We start from the raw sequence: 21,992 nt of genomic DNA on the forward strand, positions 1-21,992 counted from the left end.
CATTCGGTAGCCGATGTCCGCTTCGGGGAAGCTGCATCGCGGCGTCCAGCGGGTCGGCCGATGTCTCCTACGGGCCGCCCGCGAAGACGGCCCCTCCATTCTATATCTCTATGGCTTCTGCGATGGCCAAAGCGTCTTCCAGCTCAACACCCAAATATCGAACAGTACTGTCCATCTTGGTATGTCCCAACAGGAGCTGGACGGCCCGCAGGTTGCCAGTCTTTTTGTAGATCTGTGTGACCTTGGTGCGTCGCATTGAATGCGTACCATAGGCTGTTGCCTCAAGACCTATAGATGTAACCCAATCGCGAACGATCCGTGCATATTGGCGCGTTGAAATGTGTAACCGCTCGTGGAAGCGGCCTGGCCACAGAAATTCAGAACCAACCATAAGAGGGTCCTCCATCCATTTCGCAACTGATGCTCGAGTGCCTTCCGAGATTTCAAATCGAACTGGCTTCTGAGTCTTGCTTTGCAGAACAGATGCGCGTTCCTTGATCTGACCGGACGCCATCACATCCACAACTTGCATGCGAACGAGGTCACAGCCCCGAAGCTTGCTATCAATTGCCATATTGAAAAGAGCGAGGTCTCTGTGGTTTTCGGCGAGTTCAAGGCGAACTCTTATCGCCCAGACATGTTTCGGTTTCAGTGGGCGCTTCTGTCCGACGATCCGGCCCTTGTTCCAAGCAGGGCGAAGTGCGCGAATGGCAGGTAAATTTGGTGTTTCCATGACTGATCCTCCGATCCGCCATGCCCTCCCAGAACGACAACCCGACGTTGACGGCCAATCATATCACAGGATGCCGCATTGCATTCGAGGTCGGTTCGGAGCCCAAAGTGCATGATGCTGCGCTTGAACGAATGGCTGCTTTTGTGGAAAGGCTGCGACCAGCCCATTGAATTGATGGTTTTGTGGAAACCTGGACTTGAGCAATGCGAGTTCTACGGGCCTGCATGAGATCTCCGGTATTTTTCTTGACCAAACGGTTAAAAAAGTAATTACTCTTACGAAACCCTGGGGAGGAACGATACGATGATTAAAACAACAAGTCTTAGCCGCCGCAGATTTATGGCGACGACCGCGGCAACATCGCTGATGCTTGGGGCCGGACGTGCCACGGCGGCAGAACCAATCAAGACGGCAGGTATCTATACGGTACCCGTCGAACAGCAGTGGGTCAGCCGTATTCATCAAGCGGCACTTGCAGCGCAAGATCGTGGCGACATAGAGTATTCGTTCTCTGAAAATGTCAGCAACACAGATTATACACGCGTGATGCGTGAATATGCCGAGGCGGGTAACACGCTGATCATCGGTGAAGTCTTTGGCGCGGAACAAGAAGCCCGCGAAGTCGCAGCGGAATATCCGGACGTGGCATTCTTGATGGGCTCAAGTTTTAAAGAAGACGCCGCGCTGCCGAATTTCTCGGTCTTTGACAACTATATCCAAGACGCATCGTACTTGTCTGGCATCATTGCCGGAGCAATGACAGAGTCTGGAAATATCGGCATGGTTGGCGGCTTCCCGATCCCCGAAGTGAACCGCCTGATGCATGCATTCATGGCCGGCGCGCGCGAAATGAACCCGGACATCCAGTTTCAGGTCAGCTTTATCGGTAGCTGGTTTGATCCGCCAAAAGCCAAGGAAACAGCATTTGCGATGATCGAAAACGGTGCAGATATTCTTTATGCCGAACGTTTCGGGGTATCAGATGCTGCGCAGGAACAAGGTATTCTTGCCATCGGAAACGTCATTGATACGCAAGCTGACTACCCCGAGACCGTTGTGGCATCAGCGATTTGGCATTTTGAACCAACACTGAACAAAGCAATTGCTGAAGTTCAAGCGGGGAGCTTTGCGGCCGCTGACTATGGTGTCTATTCCTTTATGATCGAAGGTGGGTGCAGTCTGGCCCCATTGGGCACGTTTGAAGGAAAAGTTCCGGAGGCGGCACTTGCGTTGGTTGCGCAGCGAGAGGCCGAAATCAGGTCCGGCGCGTTCTCGGTCGTGATCAACGACAGCGAACCATCGTCGTCTTAATCGATCATGTCCAAGGACGCAGTTGAGGCTCTTTCCCTTAACGCCATTACCAAACGATTCGGAGAGCTGATCGCGAATGATGCGGTCAGCCTTTCCGTGAACGTCGGGGAGGTTGTCGCCCTGTTGGGCGAGAACGGGGCGGGCAAGACAACCCTGATGAATATCCTGTTTGGCCAGTACACGGCCGATAGTGGAACCGTCCGTGTATTCGGAGAGACCATACCGCCGGGCAATTCGCGTGCGGCTTTGGACGCAGGTGTCGGCATGGTGCATCAACACTTCACGCTTGCAGACAACCTGACCGTTCAAGAGAATATCACCTTAGGGGTCCATTCACTTCTGCGCCCAAGTTTGGGACGGTCAGCCGCGAAGGCGCGGATTGTGGCGTTATCAAAGAAGTTTCACTTGGCCGTCGAACCGGACGCACGTGTTGGCACACTCTCAGTAGGCGAGCGTCAGAGAGTTGAAATTCTCAAGGCACTCTACCGTGACGTCCGTATTCTTGTTCTCGATGAACCGACAGCCGTGTTAACCCCACAAGAGACTGATGATCTGTTCGCGACCCTTAGGCGTGCCGTCGCTGAAGGGCTATCGATCATCTTCATTTCACACAAACTCCACGAAGTCATGGCGATTGCAGATCGTGTTGTTGTGCTGAGGCACGGGAAGATGGCGGGCGGAGTAAAAACAGGTGGCACCGACAAGAACGCCTTGGCCGCGATGATGATGGGGACTGAAGCAACACCACCGGAAGTGCTTCCCTCGAAACCCGGTATGCCGCTGCTCGCGCTCCACAAAGTCACAACTCCTAATGTTGGAAGCGCCCCGGGTTTGAAAGCAGTTTCATTGGCTTTAAAAGCGGGTCAGATTGTCGGCTTGGCGGGTGTGTCTGGCAACGGACAGGCTGCAATGGCCGATGTCGTTGGTGGTTTGCTAAACCCAAGCGATGGACAGATCAACCTGGGTAGTAGAACCGTTCACAGATGGACACCCCGTATCGCGGTGCAAAGTGGCATCGCGCGTATCCCAGAAGACAGGCACAAGACTGGCACGATTGCTGATTTTGACCTTGTGGAAAACGCCATTTTGGAACGTTACAAATCTAGTTCCTTTAGCAAGGGTGGTTGGCTGAATTGGCGGAAATCTAGGGCCTTTGCGGACGGTATTGTTGAGAAGTACGATGTGCGATGCCCCGGATCGGATACGCCGATCCGTCTGCTGTCTGGCGGAAATATGCAGAAGTTGATCCTTGGCCGTGTGCTAGAGGCCGATCCGCAGATCATACTGGCAAATCAACCTGTTCGCGGTCTTGATATCGGGGCGGTCAACTATGTGCACAGCCAGTTGCTGGCGGCACGTGAAAGCGGTGCTGCGGTGCTATTGATCTCTGAAGATTTGGATGAAGTTATGGCGCTATCCGACGTAATTCATGTCATTGCAGACGGGCGACTTTCTCCAGAATTTAAGCGAGGTGAAATGACACCTGCCCAACTTGGGCTTTGGATGGCCGGCCAAGGATTTGAAGCGGACATCGCCCATGCGTCTTGAACCGATCAAGAACCCGACGCTGGCCCGCAAACTCGTCCCACCAGCAATTGCGCTTACGTCAACCGTTGTGATTGCTTCGCTTTTGGCAATGGTTGCGGGCGCGAACCCTTTTTCTGTTATTGGGTTGATCCTGAAGGGCGCGTTTGGCTCGCAATTCGCGATCCTTGAAACACTTAATCGAGCAACGCCGTTGATTTTCACCGGTCTTGCTGTTGCTGTCGCGTTTCGCGCCAAGTTTTGGAACATCGGTGCGGAAGCACAACTTTATGCCGGTGCACTTGTGACAGTCCTACTCGGGACCGGACTGTTGCCCTGGCCAAGCTTTGCGATCCTACCCATTATTGCCATCGCATCCATCATAGCGGGAGCTATGGTTCTTGTGGTGCCCGCGCTTCTCAAAACGCGGTTCGGCGTGGATGAGGTTGTCACGACACTGCTGTTCAATTTCATTTTCCTTCTGTTTATCTCAATGCTCCTTGAAGGGGTGCTCAAGGATCCGATGGGCATGGGGTGGCCGAAATCGGCCCGCATCATACCCGAAGCGAAATTGCCGAGAATTGTTGATGGGCTGCGCCTGCATTGGGGGTTCGGGTTGGCGATCTTATCAGCCGTTTGCATTTGGGTTATCCAGACCCGCAGCACTTTGGGATATGAAATGCGTGCCGTTGGATTGAACAAGGATGCGGCTGCCTTTGCTGGTATTCCAGTCAACGTCGTGATCGTGAAAACGGCACTCCTCTCTGGCGGTCTTGCAGCATTGGCAGGGTTTTCCGAGGTGGCCGGACTAAAGGGAAGTCTAACGCTCGATCTGTCACCGGGGTTTGGTTACACGGGGATCATCGTCGCGATGTTGGCTTTACTGAACCCACTTGGTGTGGTCGTAGCGGCGTTGTTTGTCGCGGGCATCTTTGTGGGCGCTGACAGCATGAGCCGCGCCGCTGACGTCCCGACGTATCTGGCCGATATCATGCTTGCGACAGCCCTTCTTCTTATGGTGCTGGCAATCATGCTGACGCGGTTCCGCGTGGTGAGGGACTAGCTATGGAAATTATCGAGATCCTCTTTACAGCCAGCTTTTGGGCCGCAGCAATTCGCATCGCGAGCCCTTTGATCTTTGCAACGATGGGGGAGTTGATTTGCGAACGCGCGGGCGTGCTGAACCTTGGTATAGAAGGCATCATGGTCGCCGGTGCATTTGCCGGCTGGATGGCCGTCTACTCGGGCACCGGGCTTTGGACCGGTGTGTGTGTCGCGATGCTGGTGGGAATGTTATTCGGCCTGCTGCATAGTACACTCACGGTGCCGTTTGGCTTGTCTCAGCATGTGGTCGGCCTTGGCGTCACGCTGCTGGCGACGTCTTCGACTTATTTTGCATACCGGCTGGCGTTGCCAGAGGTCACAAGCCCGCCAAAAATCGAAGCGTTCAAACCTTTTGAGATCCCGGTCTTGTCAGACATTCCGCTGCTTGGCCCTGCGTTGTTTTCGCAAACCCCGCTTACTTATCTTGCCTTCATTCTTGTTGGGGTCGTCGGTGTGGTCCTCTATCGAACGCCCCTTGGCCTCGCTGTACGCGCTGCCGGTGAAAATCCCGCGGCCGTTGCGGCCCAGGGTCTATCCGTCACATCAATCCGCATGGGGGCAGTTGTCGTTGGCAGCGGTTTAATGGCAGTCGGCGGCTCTTTCTTGACCATGTCGGCATTCGATAGTTTCTTTTTTGAAATGGTAAATGGCCGTGGCTGGATCTGTATCGCGCTGGTTGTCTTTGGATCGTGGCGGCCGGGCAAGGCCCTGCTTGGCGCAGTTCTTTTCGCGGCTTTTGATGCGCTGCAGATCCGAGTACAGCAAACAAGTCTGGGCACCCAGATCCCTTACCAGATTTTCCTGATGATGCCTTACATCCTGTCCATACTCGCGCTTATCCTGATGTCACGGCGCGCCGAAGTGCCCGCCGCGCTCATGGTTCCGTTCAATAAAGGAGAACGCTGATGTTTGATCTGATCGTCAAAGGCGGCACGCTGCCAGATGGACAAGTCTCAGACATCGGGATTTTGGGCGATAGGATTACTGCAATCGGTTCACTTGAAGCGGCAGAAGCAGGTCAAGTTGTGGATGTAACTGGCGACTTGGTCAGCCCGCCATTTGTCGACCCGCATTTTCACATGGATGCAACTTTGTCCTACGGTCTGCCTCGGATCAACAGCTCCGGCACACTTCTGGAAGGTATCGGGCTTTGGGGCGAACTCAAGCAAGTCATGACCCAAGATGAGATCATCGCCCGTGCGCTCACCTATTGCGATTGGGCCGCGAGCATGGGACTTTTGGCAATTCGAAGCCATGTTGATACCTGCGACGACCGGCTCTTGGGGGTCGAGGCCCTGCTCGAGGTGCGTGAGCAGGTCAAAGACTATATTGATCTACAACTCGTGGCTTTCCCACAAGACGGTTTTTACCGCGACCCCACTGCACGCGATAACACCATCCGCGCCTTGGACATGGGTGTTGACGTTGTCGGGGGAATCCCGCATTTCGAGCGCACCATGGCTGACGGTGCGGCAACGGTAAATGAGCTTTGCGAAATCGCAGCTGCGCGTGGTTTGCAGGTTGATATGCACTGCGACGAATCCGACGACCCACATTCACGCCACATCGAAACACTCGCATACGAAACGCAGCGATTGGGCCTCAATGGCAGGGTCGCGGGATCGCATTTGACGTCGATGCATTCGATGGACAACTACTATGTCTCGAAATTGCTGCCGCTAATTGCCGAAGCCGAAATCAACGTGATCCCAAATCCGCTAATCAATATTGTTCTACAGGGACGGCATGACACGTTTCCGAAGCGACGCGGTTTGACGCGCGTTAAGGAAATGTTGGCCATGGGGATCAATGTCGGATGGGGGCAAGATTGCGTGCTGGACCCTTGGTATTCGCTGGGCACTGCCGATATGCTCGATGTGGCCTTCATGGGGCTACACGTCGCGCAAATGACCAGCCCTGAAGACATGCGGGCCTGTTTTGATATGGTCACTGTAAACAACGCCAAAACGATGGGTTTGACAGACTACGGGCTGCACGTCGGAGCTAAGGCATCCTTGGTTGTACTTGATGCCAGCAACCCAATCGAAGCCCTTCGCCTGCGTTCTGCCCGACTTTGTGTTATCGCCAATGGCCAAGTTATTAGCCAGTCGCCTCGGGCCGACGCAACGCTATCTCTGTCAGGACGCCCAAAATCATCGAGAAGAAGGCACGGCTCAGACATTGCGTAATTCCGGACGCACCGACACCGGTATTGAGTGGCAAAATCGTTGGATGCGGAATGATTGTCGCTAGATATGGAATCCCTAAAAGCGGCCATTGACGCACTTGCAGCGAATTCAAGCTCCGTCCGCAGTACAGTCGTCCTAATAACTGAAATGCTGCGCGTCGCACCAACGGCAGCTATGACGGGCCGCACCGCAGCACTGCAGAAAGTGAGTGAAGGTCCGGAATGGGCCGAACCAAGAGTTTTCTAGGTCTGCTAGAATGCCCCCTGAGACGCATACGAAAAACCTACGGTACCCGATATGTCGCCGCCGATGAACCTGCATGATCTCATTAAAGATCAGGACCTGGCACCCGACCTCATCGGGCATATTGACAGACTTTTGGTGTTAAAAAGCAAAACCAAGGAAATCGGCCGTGGACAACGCATAGCGATCCTTGACGATTTCATACACGATCAAATGGCGTGGGCAGCCGTGGTGAAAAAGAACGAAGACCGCCTCGACCTCATCGCCGAGGGTAGTAACTTGCTGCGGTACATCGTTAGGGAAAATGCCACGGCCAGAAATGCCATTATCGAAGGCATGTGACAGCAGATCGGGCGTTCAAAGAGGGACAGGTGCATATAACACCCGAACTGCGATGTGCAGGAGCTTTCCGTTATTGTTTTGTTTCCAAGAAACCAAAACCGGACCCTAGTACAGCGTGCGGCGAAGGTTCCAAAGGAGCCCTTGCTACTTATTCCTTGGGGTTCGGAGATTGCTGGGTTCAACTTCACTTACCAGTGCTCTTTTGGCACCCAATCTTCGGTCTCGTTGTTCCAGAACCTGTTAGGATTGTCCTCGTCCATTCCCCGGATATGAAGCGTCCGGATGCACGGCTCTATGAAGATCACCGGCTCTTCGTAGGGGTGTGATGAATAGATGTTTCTTAGAACCTGCTCGGTTTTGGCTTCGTTGCTGCCCAGAAAGAATGACAGTTCCACACAGGGTACCTCGACAACCTTTTTGGTTGCCGTGTTGCGCCCACTCCCCAGGGATCTGAATTGTTGCATTCCCGGCGCGGTCTGATAGGTGACGCAATCGTAGTCGCCATATTTCAGAACGTCATCGACCAGTACCGCGTCAATGATCTTTTGCGCATGTGTATCTGGCACCTGGACGACGATCCGCAGACCGTTTTCAGGAACGAACCTGTCATTTTCGAGTTTGGGCAATGTCATGTTTATCTCCAGCAGCTTCTGCCGAAATAGCTCGTATTGGCGAAGCTGTGGAAAAGGACGGTTCGTTATCGGCCGAACTGTCAATTGTCGTCCGAGCCGTCCAGAGCCTTTCTGCTCAGGCCAAACCAGCGTTCGAGCGCATCGAACCCGTCGTCGGAAATGGTAAGAGCGCGACTACCGGTCCTGCGCTCCAACCAATTCGCTGTCAGTGACTTCTGCATGATCGCTGTGGCCAGCGGGCCGGAAATGTGGTGCCGACGCTCTGTCCAGTCAAGGCAGAGTTTTGCCGGAGGTTTCCCCGATGAAACAGGTGGCGGCTCGATCCCGATATCATCGAGGAAATCCTGATAGCGAGGTCCGGATGTCAAAGCGTCATCTCTGAGATTCAGCACATTAAGGGCAACAAGGCGCTTCGTCATCAGGACGCCGAGCTTACCAGCAATATGATTGTAGCAACTGCGTGCGCGTTGTGTGTCTGTCGCGATCCGGCCCGGCCGAGACAGGTGGTCGGTCGGTGACAGGGTAGCCAATCCTTCCAGCACCCGGGCAACGTCAGCACTTGCCACCCAGTGATAAACATGCCGGCCGCTTCGCAAAGAAGCGGTCAGACCGGCAACTTCGAGTTGCTTCAAATGGGCACTCGCGGTCTGCGGGCTTACCTTGGCCGCACAAGCCAGCTCTTTGTTGGTGAATGCGCGCCCGTCCATCAATTCGCACAGGATGCGGGATCGGCTGGGATCGGCGAGCGCGGCCCCGATTATATCCAGTCTCGGTTCGATTGCCATGCAAGACAGATTAAAGACAGAACATGAATGCAGCCAGTAATAACCGTTCGATGGCGAACGAAATGAGCTTTAGAGCGGACGCTGATCATGTGTCTGTGTTTGTCCCGCTAGAAAGCCACTGGCGTTAGTCCCACTGAATCGCCACTACTCAACCAGAGATCGCTTCACATAACACCGGTTCAGGACGTTCGCAGTTTGTTACAGCGCAGCGATTCAGCCGAAGATTGCAAAATCTGCCGCTCCTGACGTGGGGCGTCGACAACCGCAATGCGAACAACGTTGACCTTCTTAACGCTTACCTCAAGGCTAGGTTTCGGAAACTGAATGCCCAAAGCAACAACAATGTCTGGGCCTTGTACTTTACCAATCCGGAAAACGTGTGGTGAAATAATTGGGGATACGGACTGCAAACAGGCGCTTCAGCGCAGACCTATAGGCAATGCCTGTGGAAACTTTTGCCGGGCTCCCATCTTTCGGACCTTAGACGTCCAGACAGTATACACTGTGCCGGGTGAGCGTTGACGCTAGGCGTCGACGGTAAACTCGACCTTGCGTTTGATCTTCAGGCCGGACGTTCGAGTGCGGCTACGGCATCCCACAGGCAAGAGCTCGCGTTGTTTTTTGCGCAGTACAAAATGGTGGGAGTAGGACAAGCAGAGCCCGGATCTTGCCAGACCAAATCATGGTTCCTAGGATTATGCGCTTAGGGGCACCATTGTGCGCAATAAGATATGGAATCAATCTGCGGTGGACTCATTGAGGCCTACTTGCCTGAATCAATTTGGCCGAAACACTATCTTTAAGGGTTTGATATGATATCTATTTTATTGCAGCTAGATGTCGTAATGCCGGTCCATTGCAAGGCGTGGTCGAATACTCCAGTGGCGCGTGGGCTGCAACTGACAATCTACACCAACGTGAGCAATGGTCCCTCGGCACGGATTGCTCGATAGTTCTGACGGCTTCCATCTCCAAATCCTATCAGATGAGAGATCAGGGGATGTCCATTCCATCAGAGCCCTTCTGCACCTAGTCGCTATCTAACCCAGAGCATCGGGTAAAGGACCAATCCTAAGCCGCCATTGTCCAGCACGCTCCGGTCTTTCTGTTAGACCGTTGCCCCTTTGATACGGATCGCAGAACCCATTGTCCCGGCACACAGACCCACAACAATGGCAATCAAAAGTTCGGTCGTTGCAACATTGGCAAAGTCCCAATGGGCAAACAGCAGCGTCCCAACAATGCCGATCAAACCGCCCATCATGGCCCCCAGCCAGAGGCGGCGCGTCATCATGCCAAGCGCAATGCCCAGAATGCCTGGAAGGCCGATGATGTTGCCTCCGATTGTTCCCAGAAGTTCCAGCATGACTTACCCCTTTTCAGTCCGACTGTGTGGTCAGGTATGACCGGATTTCTGTGCTGCCGTCAGCAACCTGTTGTTGCAAGTTACCTGCAGATTTATTAGCCAGCGCATCGGTGATTTTTTGGTATTCTTCCTGATAACCCTGCGGCAGGCTGTGTGCGATGCCTTGGTGGCAGTCGATGCAGGTCATGTTGTTGTCAATTGCCCGCTGATGTTCCGATGCAGCGCGTGCTTCTTGGATGGTGAAATCCATATAGTCAAAGTTATGGCAGTTGCGGCACTCGCGGCTGTCAGAGGCCTTCATCTTTTTCCAGACCGCCGAAGCCATACTTAGCCGATGCGCTTCGTATTTCTCAGGCGTGCTGATGGTTCCGGCAAGCTCGTGATAGACATCTTTAACAGCCATGATCTTGGCCTTGATCTTGTGGTTCCATTCATGTGGCACGTGGCAGTCAGAACAGATCGCGCGGACACCGGAATGGTTGTTATAGTGGATCGTCTCGCGGTATTCGCCCAGATTGGTTTCCATCGTGTGGCACGAGGTACAGAATTCCTCGGTATTGGTCAGTTCCAATGTCCAGTGGAACCCACCCCAGAACAGAATACCGGCCAGAAACCCGGCGAGGATCAGAAAGCCCGAGCTGAACATAACAGCCGGGGTCCAGATCGCGTTCCAGAGGCGGTGGATCCAACCGCGGTTTTCGGGGGAGTCTGCCATCTTGGTGCTCCTTTCAGACATGCGTTGGATTAGTTGCCGGACGAGGGTTCAAACACGTTGTCGACCAACGCAGGCGCATCTGCCTGAGGCACGTGGCACTGGTTGCAGAAATAACGGGTCCCGGCGATGTGATCCAACTCATTGCCGTCACGATCCAGATAATGGGTCATCGACAGGGTCGGCGCATTGCGTTCCCCGGCTTTGGTCCAGTCATGGCAGGACAGGCATTGATTGGTGCGCACGTCAATCTGGTATTGCTCGATCGAGTGGGGGACAAGCGGTGGTTGCTGGCGATAGTTGCGCTGCATCCGTCCTTCCACGTTCTTGTGAATCTGGTCCAACGGAATGGGTTCATCCACCTCGGCGCCACGCAGGGTTTGCACCGGCGCAGATTGCGCAAGGACGAACCCACTCAGGAATATAACGGGGATCAGGGCGACGACACCTGTCAGGATTGGCTTGTTCATCTCGGCACTCCCTTAAATAGGTCTGGCTACGCGCGGTTCAGGCGCGGGAACTGGGTCGGAAGGTGCGGCGACTTGGTCGTCGAACCGGTGAGTAAATTTGAAGACATCAACTGCACAGACATCGATACAGCGACCGCAGTTTGAGCAGTCGGTTGATAGGATCAGCGGCGTGGCACCCGGCTTGCCCTTCAACGCGGGCGAAATGATGTGGTTTTCGGGGCAGACGGCATAGCAATCCATGCAATCGTCACAGGCCGAGCGGTTAACCGCGCTGACCCGTAACAGGCTTTTGGTGCCGATCAGGCCATAAAACGCACCGACCGGGCATATGTGGCCGCACCAGCCGTGACGGGCGACAAGCACATCAAAGACAAAGATCGCAACGACCATGGCCCAGACAAAACCGGCCCCAAAGATCAGTCCGCGATGCAGCATGGTAATTGGGTTGATAATCTCCCATGCGATCACGCCGGTGAGGCCCGAGACGATCAGCGCGGTTGCCAATATCCACAACCGCGTGCGCCGTTTAGGTTGCCAACCTTTCGGCAAATCCAACCGCCTGTGCAACCAGTTGGCGGCGTCGGTCACCGGGTTGATCGGACAGACCCACGAACAATAGACGCGGCCCCCGACCAGCGCATAGGCCACCACGACGATCAAGCCGCCAATAAAAGCGGTCATCGCCGGCCAATGCCCGGCGATGATGCTTTGCAATAGTATGAATGGGTCCGTCAGCGGCAGTACACCCAGGGTCTGCGATCCTGCCAAGGTACCTTTTACGACCCAGATGCCGAACCAGGGTCCCAACAGGAACAGGACCAGAAAGAACAGCTGACTGATACGGCGCAGTATCAGGAATTTATGCGCGCCGACCCAGCCTTTGACCGCCACGGCTTCTTGGCCTATGGGCATATGTGTGCGGGTGGTCATTGTCCCACCCCTGGAAGATCATAGCCGGGCTCAAAACCACCCGGTGCGATCAGGTTGTCGACCCCCGGGCCGGGCAGGCGGTCGGGCAGGTCGATTATGCCTTCAACAACCGGCGCGCCCTTGGCATCTTTTTCTTCCCAACCTTTGCGGTAATGATCCGCGCTGCTGCCCCGCGCTAGACGTGCCGGCAATACCTTGATTGCGGCTTCTGGCAGAACACAGCTTTTTTCGCACATGCCACAGCCGGTGCAGCGGTCGGCATGTAAGGTTGGGATAAACATCGCATGGTGGCCCGAGCGGGCGTTATGCGCTGTTTCCAGCGTGATCGCTTCGTCTATCACGGGGCAGACACGGTAACAAACGTCACACCGCAATCCCAGGAAGTTCAGGCAGTTTTCCTGATCGACCAAAACCGCGACGCCCATTTTGGCATCGTCAATGTTATCCAACTTGGGATCTAGCGCACCGGTCGGGCAGGCGGCAACACAAGGGATATCGTCGCACATTTCACAAGGCACATCGCGAGCGGTAAAATATGGCGTGCCCGTCGCCCCGGCATCCGACCCAAGCTCGGCCAGTTTCAAGGTATCATAGGGGCAGTCTCGCACACACAGCCCGCAGCGAATGCAGGCCGACAAGAACTCCCGTTCTGGCAGCGCGCCGGGGGGCCGCAAAGCTTCGGCCGACAATGCACGGGCGTCGCGGGTCAGCCAGGCCAGCAGTGACCCGCCGACCACACAGCCGCCTGCCGCCCGCGCCGTATCCTGAAGGAAGCGGCGACGTTTCGGCGAAAGAGGTTTCTCGGCGAGGGGCATGGGGATAACCTTTGCGATCCGTGCCGATTACGCGCGCTCGACCTTACAGGCGCATTTCTTGTAGTCGGTTTCCTTCGACAGCGGACAGGTTGCATCCAGCGTCAGCTTGTTGGTCAACTGGTGTTCATCAAACCACGGCATAAAGACCAAGCCGCGCGGCACCTTGTTACGCCCGCGTGTCTCAACCCGACTGGTGACCTCGCCACGGCGGGTCGACAACACGATTTCCTGCCCGCGGCGCAAGCCGCGATCCTTGGCGTCTTGTGGATGCATATAGACAACTGCCGACGGGAACGCCCGGTGCAGTTCCGGCACCCTGCGCGTCATCGAGCCTGAATGCCAATGTTCCAGCACGCGACCGGTCGACAGCCACAGATCATATTCTTCGTCCGGCTCTTCTGCGGCGGGTTCGTAGGGGGCAAAGATGATTTTTGCCTTGCCGTCCTTGTGACCGTAGAATTTAACATCCGCGCCTTCGGGCACATACGGATCGTACCCTTCGCGGAAGCGGTAAAGGGTTTCTTGCCCGTCCACGACTGGCCAGCGCAATCCACGCGCCTGATGATAGGTTTCGAACGGTGCAAGGTCATGTGCGTGGCCACGGCCAAATTCGGCATATTCCTCAAACAGGCCTTTTTGAACGTAGAACCCAAAATGCTCGGATTCGTCGTTGTCAAAGCCTTCCGCAGTTTCGGCTAGGGGGTACTTGTCCACCGATCCGTTGGCGTAAAGCACATCATACATCGTCTTGCCGCGGTGTTCGGGCATCTTGGCCAGCAGCTCTTCATCCCAGACCTCTTCAACGGTGAAGCGCTTCGAAAACTCCATCAATTGCCACAGGTCCGATTTTGCTTCGCCGGGCGCTTTCACCTGCTGACGCCAGAACTGCGTACGGCGTTCCGCATTGCCATAGGCGCCTTCCTTTTCGACCCACATGGCGGTGGGCAGGATCAAATCGGCAGAGACAGCCGTGACTGTTGGATAAGGGTCAGAGACTGCGATGAAGTTTTCGGGGTTGCGATAACCCGGGTAACCTTCCTCGTTGATATTGGGTGCCGCCTGCATGTTGTTGTTGCACTGCACCCAATAGGCATTCAGTTCACCATCCTTCAGCTTCCGGTGCTGCAAGACAGCATGGAACCCGGGCTTAGGTGGAATAGTACCTGCCGGGATATTCCAGGCGGTTTCGCAAATCTGACGGTGTTCGTCATTTGCCACCACCATGTCAGCAGGCAGCCGGTGTGCGAACGTGCCCACCTCACGCGCGGTTCCACAGGCCGAGGGCTGACCGGTCAGCGAGAAAGGCGAGTTGCCGGGTTCTGAGATCTTACCAACCAGCAGGTGTACATTATACATCAGCGAATTCACCCACGATCCGCGGGTGTGCTGGTTGAAGCCCATGGTCCACAAGCTCATCACTTTGCGGTTCGGGTCTGCATATTGTTGCGCCAGCTTCTCAAGTTTATCGGCGGGCACGCCAGACAGTTCGGCTGTGTATTCCAACGTATAAGGCGCGACCGCCTCGGCGTATTCTTCAAAGCTGATCGTCTCGAGCTTGCCCGAGTTTGGGTTCTCTGCCTCTTGCTGCAGCGTGTTTGTATCGCGCAGACCATAACCGATATCGATGGCGGTCTTGGTGATGTTGACGTGTTTGTTGACAAACTCTTCGTTCACCGCGCCGTTCTGAATGATGTAATTGGCGATGTAATTCAGGATCGCCAGATCGGTCTGCGGGTTAAACACTAGGCCATTATCGGCCAGTTCGAACGAGCGATGTTCGAATGTCGATAGAACATGCACTTCGCATCCCGGCTTGGTCAGGCGCGTGTCGGTCAGGCGCGACCACAGGATCGGGTGCATTTCGGCCATGTTCGATCCCCACAGCACGAAAGTATCCGCGTGTTCCAGATCGTCATAGCAGCCCATCGGCTCGTCAATTCCGAAGGTACGCATAAAGCCCACGACCGCGGACGCCATACAGTGCCGCGCGTTGGGGTCGATATTGTTGGACCGGAACCCGGCTTTCATCAATTTCGATGCAGCATAGCCTTCCCAAACCGTCCACTGGCCTGACCCGAACATGCCGACACTGGTCGGGCCCTTCTTGGCCAGCGCCTCTTTCCATTTGGCAGCCATGACGTCAAAGGCTTCGTCCCAACTGACCGGCTCAAACTCACCGTTCTTGTCATATTCGCCGTTGGTCTTGCGCAGCAATGGGGTGGTCAGGCGATCCTTGCCATACATGATCTTTGACAGGAAATAGCCCTTGATGCAGTTCAGCCCGCGATTGACCGGCGCGTCAGGGTCACCCTGAGTGGCGACAACACGCCCGTCCTTGGTACCTACCAGCACAGAACAGCCGGTGCCACAGAACCGGCAGGCGGCCTTGTCCCAGCGAATGTCAGGGGTGCCCACCTGCGCGGCGGCCTGACCAGTGGCCAGAGGAATACCTGCGGCAGAGGCCGTCGCTGCGGCCGCTGAGGCCTTGAGGAATGTCCGACGAGTTTCTGATATGGTCATAGCGTGGGCCTCCGGCTGGTGGTTTGGCTTGGGGCATCGGGATGCGGATGGCCGTCCGCAGTGTCCTCGAAATGGTGGTACGTCAGCGTCAGAGAAATCACCCCGGGGATCTGGTGCAGGTCCATGATGATCTCGGACGCAAGGCGTGTCGGCGTGTCTTCGACAACAACTACGAAACGGCCGTCTTCGGCCTCGGCGTGAATTTCGACACCGACCGTGCCTTTCATTGCCTCGGACGCCGCCAGTGCCTGCGCTGGTGCGATATGTAAAAGGCATCCGCAGATATTCATTGGCTGACTTCCGTTTGAGATATGGTTTTGCGTTTCAATGTGACGGCATCGACCGGGCAAGACGCCATACACGACCCACAGCCAGTGCAGGCGTCGAGGTCTATTGATGGATCCGCGCGGCCACCCAGTTGCAGCCTGAAGCTGATGGCGTTCTGTTCGCAATTATCCTGACACACTCGGCAGCTGACACCATTGGTAGACAGGCAGGACGCAGCTTCGACCGACGCGCGCCACGGCCAATCTTGCGGGCGTTCTATGTCCAGGGCATCCGTGGGACAGGATTGGGCGCAACTCCCACAAAAAGTGCAGGGACCCTCGGTGGGTTGAAACACCGGATACCCATCCTGACCAATGGCAATCACACTTTCGGGGCAAGCCTCGACACAGTCGCCACATTTACTGCATTGATCTGCAAAACCAGGCACAACCGAACCCGGAGGTCGAACAAGATTACTGTCCTCCCGGAATGCGGTGACGCCCAATAACGCGCGTCGGCTGGTCAGTTGACTCATATCGCTTTGACCTGGCTATCTCTGATTCCTTTTCTGAGTTTACTGCATAATCGTTCTGAGGCTGGTACATTTTGATCCAGATCATAATTTGAGCGCATCGTTCTTAAACGTTTTGAGCTATTTGACGTCTGGAATGCCACCATCCGTGCTGCTTGAAACCAGATGTGCGATGACACAACAAAGTCAAACCGCCATCTGTCTCAAAACATCTGATGACGTATAGCCGTCCATTGCCTACCGTTGCCGCGTCGACATGTGATTGGGCCGTAGATCATGTCGTCGCGCAACTTCATTGACCCCACACCCAGGACCAACGACTTGGCCACAACACGACCCTTGAACGGTTCTGAAGGTGTAGACGCCCCCGCTGGCCTCGGTGTGCCATTGTGGGTTTGCAAACAACCTGAATGGAGGCGTCACTGGAAGAGATTGGCCTGAATTTGGCGAAGAATGTGTTCCAGGTGCACGGAGCGGCTAGAACAGGTCACCCGGTTCTTCAGAAGAGACTGCGCAGGGGCCGGGTCCTCGAGTACTTTGCCAAATTGCCGCGTAGCGTGTTTGCAATGGAGGCCTGCGCCAGTGCGCATTATTGTTGGGGCGCGAGATCGGTCGTTTGGGTCACGAAGTCAGGCTGATCCATCCGGCCCTTGTTTCAGGCTGGGCGAAGCGCGCGAATGGCGGGTAAGTTTGGTGTTTCCATGACTGATCCTCCGAACCTCCATTCCCTCCCACTTCGACAACCCGACGTTGACCGGTGCAGCATATCACTGGATGCTGCATCGCATCCGACGTCCAGTTTGAGCCCAAAATACCGGATGCTGCAAGTCGCACAAATGGCCGCTAATCAACTTGTGCGGCAAGCCATTTGACTAGTCATTTCGGGACGAATATCGGCCAGGACCCGAAAACTGCGGGCGAGAAAGAAGATGCCCAGGCCCGAGATCATCCACGCAACCAAGATTGCCCCAAGTGCCGCAGATTGAGCCATATTCTGCGGGATATTGAATACCCCTCCGCCAAACATGGCGCTGACCACCAGCAGCGTTATAGCAAAATGCCCAAGCTTCTTGGGGCTTGCGCTCTTTGCACTGTCGGCAGTCGAGGATGAAGGGCTGGATGCGGTCTCGGTTGACATCAAGTCTGTCCTAAAGCTTAGGAGGTGAGGGCAGTTGGCCTGCCTCATGCACATTCAGGCAGCAACAGATTTTTCATCCTTACTTTAATACCTTGGGGCTGTTGCGGGAAGCATTCTTCGTGTGGCCGCAATTGGCTCCATCAGAAGTAATGCCGCGCTATCCGTAAATTGCTGTAGGTCGCTTGATGCAAGGCGTCGTCGAATTGCCGCACCAACGTCTGCAATTATCGCTAATTTCCAAGGAGTGTAACGGGCCAACCCCTCTGCGGCCCATAGGTCAGTTCTAAGCCCATGTTGAACGATGCCAATTGAACAGAAAGGGCAATTTCCATCGACATTTCATGGTCGCTGTTAACATGGCAATGCTTATCGCCATTGTATCAAATTTTTCGCAAATATGCCCAGGAGACATACCCTTTGAGCCCACGCGCACGCACCAAAGAAACGCGGCACCAACGGGTGCCACCGGTTTGCTCGCAACTGTGAACTCGTAAGGCGGTTCCATTTGGCAGACCAACAATCACATTGTAGCCTGTTCCGGGTCCACCACGCATTTTCAGCATGTCACCGTCTTCGACGCCAAAAACCTCGTATCGTCCGAGTGAGGCGGCCGTTGCTGGTGCAGCGTATATTGTGGCCCCCAGGAACATCGCCGCTACGGGTAAGAAGATTGCACTGCGCATCGCGTTATCCTGCTTGTTGCCTCATCTACCATCGTAGCGATTCAGCTCACCAAGAGGAATAACCCTAAGACAGGAATGCGCAAATTGGCCAAAGTCTGGTGGCTATGACTGCCACGCCCGGTTCGAAGGGCCGCAACGCAGTATCTCGATTGTCAGGCAATTTACTGGAATGGGTTGATCCAGAAACCTCAAGGAACGACGAACAATGTTCGTAGCGTGGGATACATGTGGGCAGCTATGCCAGATCAAATGGTTGCGTTGGAGGGGTTGATGCGTGAGGTTGCGAGATGGCCGCAAAAGAGACCGCGACATGATGATCTATGGATTGAACACCTGCGCGATTTGCCGGAAGGCCCGAAAGGCGTTGGAGGCAGAAGGCAAGGAAGTTACTTTCCGCGATGTCAGGGCGGAACCTCTGACCGAAGCGGAGCTGGCTGAGCTGATTGCAGAATTCGGGGACTTGCTGGTGGACCGAAAATCGAACGAATACCGAGCGCTTAATGACTGGCTAAAAAATTCGGAAGTAGAGGCACAGATTTCAGCCCAACCCAAGGTGATGGCGCGCCCGGTAATACGCGATCGGGATGTGTTGTATCTTGGCTGGGATGAGACGATTCAAGTCGCTTTGCTACAGAGCTGAGTTTTTAAACAAAAAATGCATAATTAGCTGAACGAAACCCGCTGAAATGCTGCACAGGGCCGAATGCCCGCTTTCGGAGTGCCGTTCGGTAGATCGTGGTAGCTGCAGAACGTCTGCAATGGGCGGAGAGCCTTTTTGCATCAGGCATCGGTCATATGCTGGACCAGTGAGGTCAGCTGTCTGTCGCCATGGCCATCGTCCCAAGCCGTCTTGGTTCGGTCATGCATCAACCGGATGAAATCAGCGGGAGCATTAAGTGAGAGATAGGTCTTCAACGCATCCTCTTGCGCCATCGCGTAAACCTTCAGAGAGGCTTCTGCATTGTCGTAATCCTCGGTCGGAACGGTTCTGGCAAAGAGATCATGGTAGTCCTTGACCAATTTGATCGTGGCAGGAAGTTGGTCGGCATAAACTTGCATCGGGATGCCCGCTTTCTGACAAACAAGTGCACCGTATATCATTCCGAACATAAACCCCTGCCGAACCGTGAAGAGGCCGGCGAAGAGCGCGGCAAGCGCCGCTGGCTTCTCTCCAATATGGGCGGACTTTCCACCCAAGTTTCCGATGACGCTGCCATAACGGTCCCAGGTTCCGGCACTGCCGACCGTCAGGATTGTGGTTTCGTCACCGCCAATGCCAGAAGGGTAGGCATTGATCATGCCAAGCATGTAGCCAGCCCCCTGTTTCTCCAGGATGGCGACCAGTCTATCGGCATCCAAGGTATCGCCGGTGCTCATGTCGCAGATAGTCTTACCCTCTAGCGAAACACTCAGCCCGTTGACTAGTTCAACTGTTTCCGTGTGGCTCTTGATACAAATGATGACAAAATCAGACGCCGCGATGGCATCATTCGGTGAGGAGCAGATGGTGGCGCCAACCTCAGCGAAAACCTCTGCCTTTTCCGGCGTGCGGTTCCAAACGCTGACATCGTGACCTGACTTGAGCAGGCAATGCGCCAGCGCTGACCCCATGTTGCCCAGTCCCAATACAGCAAGTTTCATGATCTTAGCCTCCTGTGTCCGCCAATGAGTTCCAGCACCAGCATGCGCCGGCATGGGGAGATGACATAGTTGTAAATTTTTCTATATTGTTAGATGGTCTAACTTATGGATTGGCGCACGCTTCCCTCGTTGACATCTCTCAGAGCTTTCGCCGCCGCCGCCGAGTTTCAAAATCTGACCCGGGCGGCAGAGGCACTGAACGTGACCCATTCCGCAGTCAGCCAGCAAATCCGCGGGCTAGAACAACAACTCGGCACCCGGCTTATCACTCGTACCCGGCACGGTATTTCTCTGACATCGCAAGGCGAATTCCTGTCGGCTGGTTTGCTTGAAGCCTTCGCTGAAATGGCCTCTGTGACCGAGAGGGTGACAAGTGCGGAGTCGGTTCGACCGTTGGTGGTCAGCGCGACTCCGATGTTTTCAAGCGCGTTCCTCATGCCGCGGCTGTCGACGTTCATTGACGAATTCCCCAATATCGAATTGAGGATCGATTCAACGATCCAGGCTGTCGATCTCAAGCCGGGCGGAATTGATATGGCCGTCCGTTACGGAACAGGTCGCTGGCCAGGGCTTGTCTCGCAGATGCTGCTACCTGGTTGTCTGACGGTCGTCGCGTCCCGCGAACTGATCGGAAACAGGGTGCTCAGAAACCCTGTAGAATTGCTTGATTTCACACTTCTTCAGGAACAGGCGTCGGTCGAGTTTGATCTGTGGCTGGAAAAGGCTGGCATCCCGCCCGAAGCGGAACGGAAAGTGATCCGCATGCCGGGCAACATGCTGTTGGATGGCATCCGCCGAGGTGACGGTATCGGGGCGACAGTACCGGCCTTTGTCTCTGACGAGTTGAAGTCAGGACAACTCGTGGCGCTGTTTGATGATCCAATACCACGGATCGGCTATTACCTTGTCACGCTGTCTGGTCCGGTTCGGCCAGTGGCAAAACTGTTCATACAGTGGCTTTCAAAATCAATTACCGAATATGAGAAAAGCCTGTTCCGATGGCCGCCCACTCACCTGTTGTAGACGATAAAGAGCACCGGTTAGAGTCAAATAGGGTCTGGCTTACAAGGTAACGACCCGACAATGCTGCGCTACGACTGAAGGTCCGCTCTGTGGATGCCGCACCGCTGCGTTAATGGCAGGGGCGAAGGTCCGGTGTGGGCCGATCTCCGATGGTTGAATAGACTACTCCTCTGCAGGCGACACGGCCCGATTGTAGAGATGCCATGTGGTGTGACCGAGAATTGGCAGGGTGAAGATCAGGCCCAGAAACGCCGGAACCAATGACAACAGCATAGTGACTGAGATGATCGCCGCCCAGGTGAGCATGACCACCGGGTTTTCCGTGACGACACGAATGGAAGTTAACATGGCGGAAACAAAGTTTGTTTCCCGGTCGAGCAACATGGGCATGGCAACGACGGTCACGGAGAACAGTACAGTCCACAGAATTGCGCCTACACAGGTTCCAATTGCAAGGAAGGTCCAGCCTTGCGGTGTGAAGAATACGGTGTTCAAAAACCCGTCAAAGTCCGAGAAAGAGGTATTCTGCAGGATGATCGCCAGCCAAAGCCGAACCTGGTAAACCCACACCCAGAAAATGAACAGGGTGACAAAGGCCATCCAGCCCATTTCGCGCTTGCGTTGATTTGCCATGGCGGTGAGAATTTCTGACCAGCCAAAACTCTCTCTCTTCTGCAATCGGCGGGACATTTCATAAAGCCCGGCCGCGGCAAAAGGCGCGACCAGCGGAAAGCCTACAATGGCGGGTATGATCATCCAAATCTTGCCGAGCCAGACGAAGCTCCAAACAAGCGAGATTCCGAAAACAGCATAGAACAGGCCGAAGAAGCCACTCATGACGGGGCGAGCCAGAAAATCGGAAAACCCGGCCTTCAGTGACGCGGTAACATCACCCGCCGTCATCTGATTGACCTTCGGCATGGCCTGCTGTTGCGGTGTCAGATTGTCCGGTGGTGTGGAGCCTTCGGACTTGGATGTCATGACGCACTTCTCCCTAAACATGGCACGTCGCTGGTCTTTTTGCCAACAGAG

At 54.9% G+C, this 21,992-nt stretch carries 23 protein-coding genes and 1 pseudogene; 9 read left to right on the forward strand and 15 right to left on the reverse strand.

Annotated features, from left to right (window positions below):
* Positions 1–100 precede the first annotated feature (100 nt).
* Entirely contained in the window at positions 101–733 is a 633-nt protein-coding gene (locus AC2FLE_RS17140) for a tyrosine-type recombinase/integrase (protein WP_113789758.1), read from the reverse strand.
* A gap of 303 nt (positions 734–1,036) precedes the next feature.
* Here AC2FLE_RS17140 and AC2FLE_RS17145 point away from each other — a divergent pair, with 303 nt between their 5' ends.
* The 6 genes from AC2FLE_RS17145 (at position 1,037) to AC2FLE_RS17170 (ending at position 7,446) form a co-directional block, all read left to right on the forward strand.
* Complete coding sequence (locus tag AC2FLE_RS17145; protein ID WP_496698532.1) at positions 1,037–2,044, forward strand: BMP family protein; 1,008 nt, start codon at positions 1,037–1,039, stop codon at positions 2,042–2,044.
* Positions 2,045–2,050: 6 nt separating this feature from the next.
* Entirely contained in the window at positions 2,051–3,592 is a 1,542-nt protein-coding gene (locus tag AC2FLE_RS17150; RefSeq protein WP_496698534.1) for an ABC transporter ATP-binding protein, read from the forward strand.
* Positions 3,582–4,631 (forward strand): ABC transporter permease, encoded by a 1,050-nt coding sequence (locus AC2FLE_RS17155; RefSeq protein ID WP_496698535.1) that lies wholly within the window; start codon positions 3,582–3,584, stop codon positions 4,629–4,631. Before AC2FLE_RS17150 ends, AC2FLE_RS17155 begins: the two co-directional genes overlap by 11 nt.
* Positions 4,632–4,633: 2 nt before the next feature.
* Positions 4,634–5,578, forward strand: a complete 945-nt coding sequence (locus tag AC2FLE_RS17160; RefSeq protein WP_496698536.1) for an ABC transporter permease — start codon at positions 4,634–4,636, stop codon at positions 5,576–5,578.
* Positions 5,578–6,861, forward strand: a complete 1,284-nt coding sequence (locus tag AC2FLE_RS17165; RefSeq protein WP_496698537.1) for an amidohydrolase family protein — start codon at positions 5,578–5,580, stop codon at positions 6,859–6,861. Before AC2FLE_RS17160 ends, AC2FLE_RS17165 begins: the two co-directional genes overlap by 1 nt.
* A gap of 297 nt (positions 6,862–7,158) precedes the next feature.
* Positions 7,159–7,446: a DNA polymerase beta superfamily protein gene (locus AC2FLE_RS17170; RefSeq protein ID WP_496698539.1), complete on the forward strand. Its 288-nt coding sequence runs from the start codon at positions 7,159–7,161 to the stop codon at positions 7,444–7,446.
* Positions 7,447–7,634: 188 nt separating this feature from the next.
* Here AC2FLE_RS17170 and AC2FLE_RS17175 read toward each other — a convergent pair whose 3' ends face one another.
* From AC2FLE_RS17175 to napF, 10 genes are all read right to left on the reverse strand, one after another.
* The gene (locus AC2FLE_RS17175) at positions 7,635–8,078 is read right to left on the reverse strand and encodes a YqfO family protein (RefSeq protein ID WP_496698540.1); all 444 of its coding nucleotides are present in this window, start codon (positions 8,076–8,078) and stop codon (positions 7,635–7,637) included.
* Between the two features lie 80 nt (positions 8,079–8,158).
* Positions 8,159–8,863 (reverse strand): ArsR/SmtB family transcription factor, encoded by a 705-nt coding sequence (locus AC2FLE_RS17180; protein ID WP_496698541.1) that lies wholly within the window; start codon positions 8,861–8,863, stop codon positions 8,159–8,161.
* Positions 8,864–9,971: 1,108 nt separating this feature from the next.
* Positions 9,972–10,229, reverse strand: coding sequence for a hypothetical protein (locus AC2FLE_RS17185; protein ID WP_496698543.1), 258 nt, complete (start codon positions 10,227–10,229; stop codon positions 9,972–9,974).
* 13 nt (positions 10,230–10,242) lie between these two features.
* Positions 10,243–10,944, reverse strand: coding sequence for a NapC/NirT family cytochrome c (locus AC2FLE_RS17190; protein ID WP_496698545.1), 702 nt, complete (start codon positions 10,942–10,944; stop codon positions 10,243–10,245).
* A 29-nt stretch (positions 10,945–10,973) separates the two neighbouring features.
* A complete protein-coding gene (locus AC2FLE_RS17195) occupies positions 10,974–11,411 on the reverse strand; it encodes a nitrate reductase cytochrome c-type subunit (protein WP_200818550.1) in 438 nt (145 codons plus the stop codon).
* A 12-nt stretch (positions 11,412–11,423) separates the two neighbouring features.
* Entirely contained in the window at positions 11,424–12,341 is a 918-nt protein-coding gene (gene napH, locus AC2FLE_RS17200; RefSeq protein WP_496698547.1) for a quinol dehydrogenase ferredoxin subunit NapH, read from the reverse strand.
* Entirely contained in the window at positions 12,338–13,156 is an 819-nt protein-coding gene (napG, locus tag AC2FLE_RS17205) for a ferredoxin-type protein NapG (RefSeq protein WP_496691459.1), read from the reverse strand. The genes napH and napG overlap by 4 nt, the downstream gene beginning before the upstream one ends.
* Positions 13,157–13,183: 27 nt before the next feature.
* Positions 13,184–15,676 (reverse strand): nitrate reductase catalytic subunit NapA, encoded by a 2,493-nt coding sequence (napA, locus tag AC2FLE_RS17210; RefSeq protein WP_496698549.1) that lies wholly within the window; start codon positions 15,674–15,676, stop codon positions 13,184–13,186.
* Entirely contained in the window at positions 15,673–15,966 is a 294-nt protein-coding gene (locus tag AC2FLE_RS17215; RefSeq protein ID WP_496698551.1) for a chaperone NapD, read from the reverse strand. The genes napA and AC2FLE_RS17215 overlap by 4 nt, the downstream gene beginning before the upstream one ends.
* A complete protein-coding gene (napF, locus tag AC2FLE_RS17220; protein ID WP_496698552.1) occupies positions 15,963–16,478 on the reverse strand; it encodes a ferredoxin-type protein NapF in 516 nt (171 codons plus the stop codon). The genes AC2FLE_RS17215 and napF overlap by 4 nt, the downstream gene beginning before the upstream one ends.
* A 407-nt stretch (positions 16,479–16,885) precedes the next feature.
* On the opposite strand from napF, the pseudogene AC2FLE_RS17225 reads away from it, so the two are divergent.
* Positions 16,886–17,148: pseudogene (locus AC2FLE_RS17225) on the forward strand (IS110 family transposase); the annotation flags it as partial.
* 174 nt (positions 17,149–17,322) lie between these two features.
* Here AC2FLE_RS17225 and AC2FLE_RS17230 read toward each other — a convergent pair.
* A complete protein-coding gene (locus AC2FLE_RS17230; RefSeq protein ID WP_496698554.1) occupies positions 17,323–17,613 on the reverse strand; it encodes a hypothetical protein in 291 nt (96 codons plus the stop codon).
* A 380-nt stretch (positions 17,614–17,993) separates the two neighbouring features.
* Positions 17,994–18,296, reverse strand: a complete 303-nt coding sequence (locus AC2FLE_RS17235; protein WP_142637291.1) for an SH3 domain-containing protein — start codon at positions 18,294–18,296, stop codon at positions 17,994–17,996.
* Positions 18,297–18,606: 310 nt separating this feature from the next.
* Between AC2FLE_RS17235 and AC2FLE_RS17240 the strand changes: the two genes are divergently transcribed.
* Positions 18,607–18,936 carry an arsenate reductase family protein gene (locus AC2FLE_RS17240; RefSeq protein WP_496698556.1) on the forward strand — a complete coding sequence of 110 codons (330 nt, stop codon included), beginning with the start codon at positions 18,607–18,609 and terminating at the stop codon, positions 18,934–18,936.
* Between the two features lie 140 nt (positions 18,937–19,076).
* Here AC2FLE_RS17240 and AC2FLE_RS17245 read toward each other — a convergent pair whose 3' ends face one another.
* Positions 19,077–19,991, reverse strand: coding sequence for an NAD(P)-dependent oxidoreductase (locus AC2FLE_RS17245; RefSeq protein WP_496698557.1), 915 nt, complete (start codon positions 19,989–19,991; stop codon positions 19,077–19,079).
* 51 nt (positions 19,992–20,042) lie between these two features.
* Here AC2FLE_RS17245 and AC2FLE_RS17250 point away from each other — a divergent pair, with 51 nt between their 5' ends.
* Complete coding sequence (locus AC2FLE_RS17250) at positions 20,043–20,960, forward strand: LysR substrate-binding domain-containing protein (RefSeq protein WP_496698559.1); 918 nt, start codon at positions 20,043–20,045, stop codon at positions 20,958–20,960.
* A gap of 162 nt (positions 20,961–21,122) precedes the next feature.
* Here the strand turns inward: AC2FLE_RS17250 and AC2FLE_RS17255 are convergent, their stop codons facing one another.
* On the reverse strand, positions 21,123–21,941 hold the full coding sequence (locus tag AC2FLE_RS17255; protein ID WP_496698561.1) for a DUF2189 domain-containing protein: 819 nt from the start codon (positions 21,939–21,941) through the stop codon (positions 21,123–21,125).
* Positions 21,942–21,992 lie beyond the last annotated feature (51 nt).

This window comes from Ruegeria sp. CDSA077 (assembly GCF_059612265.1).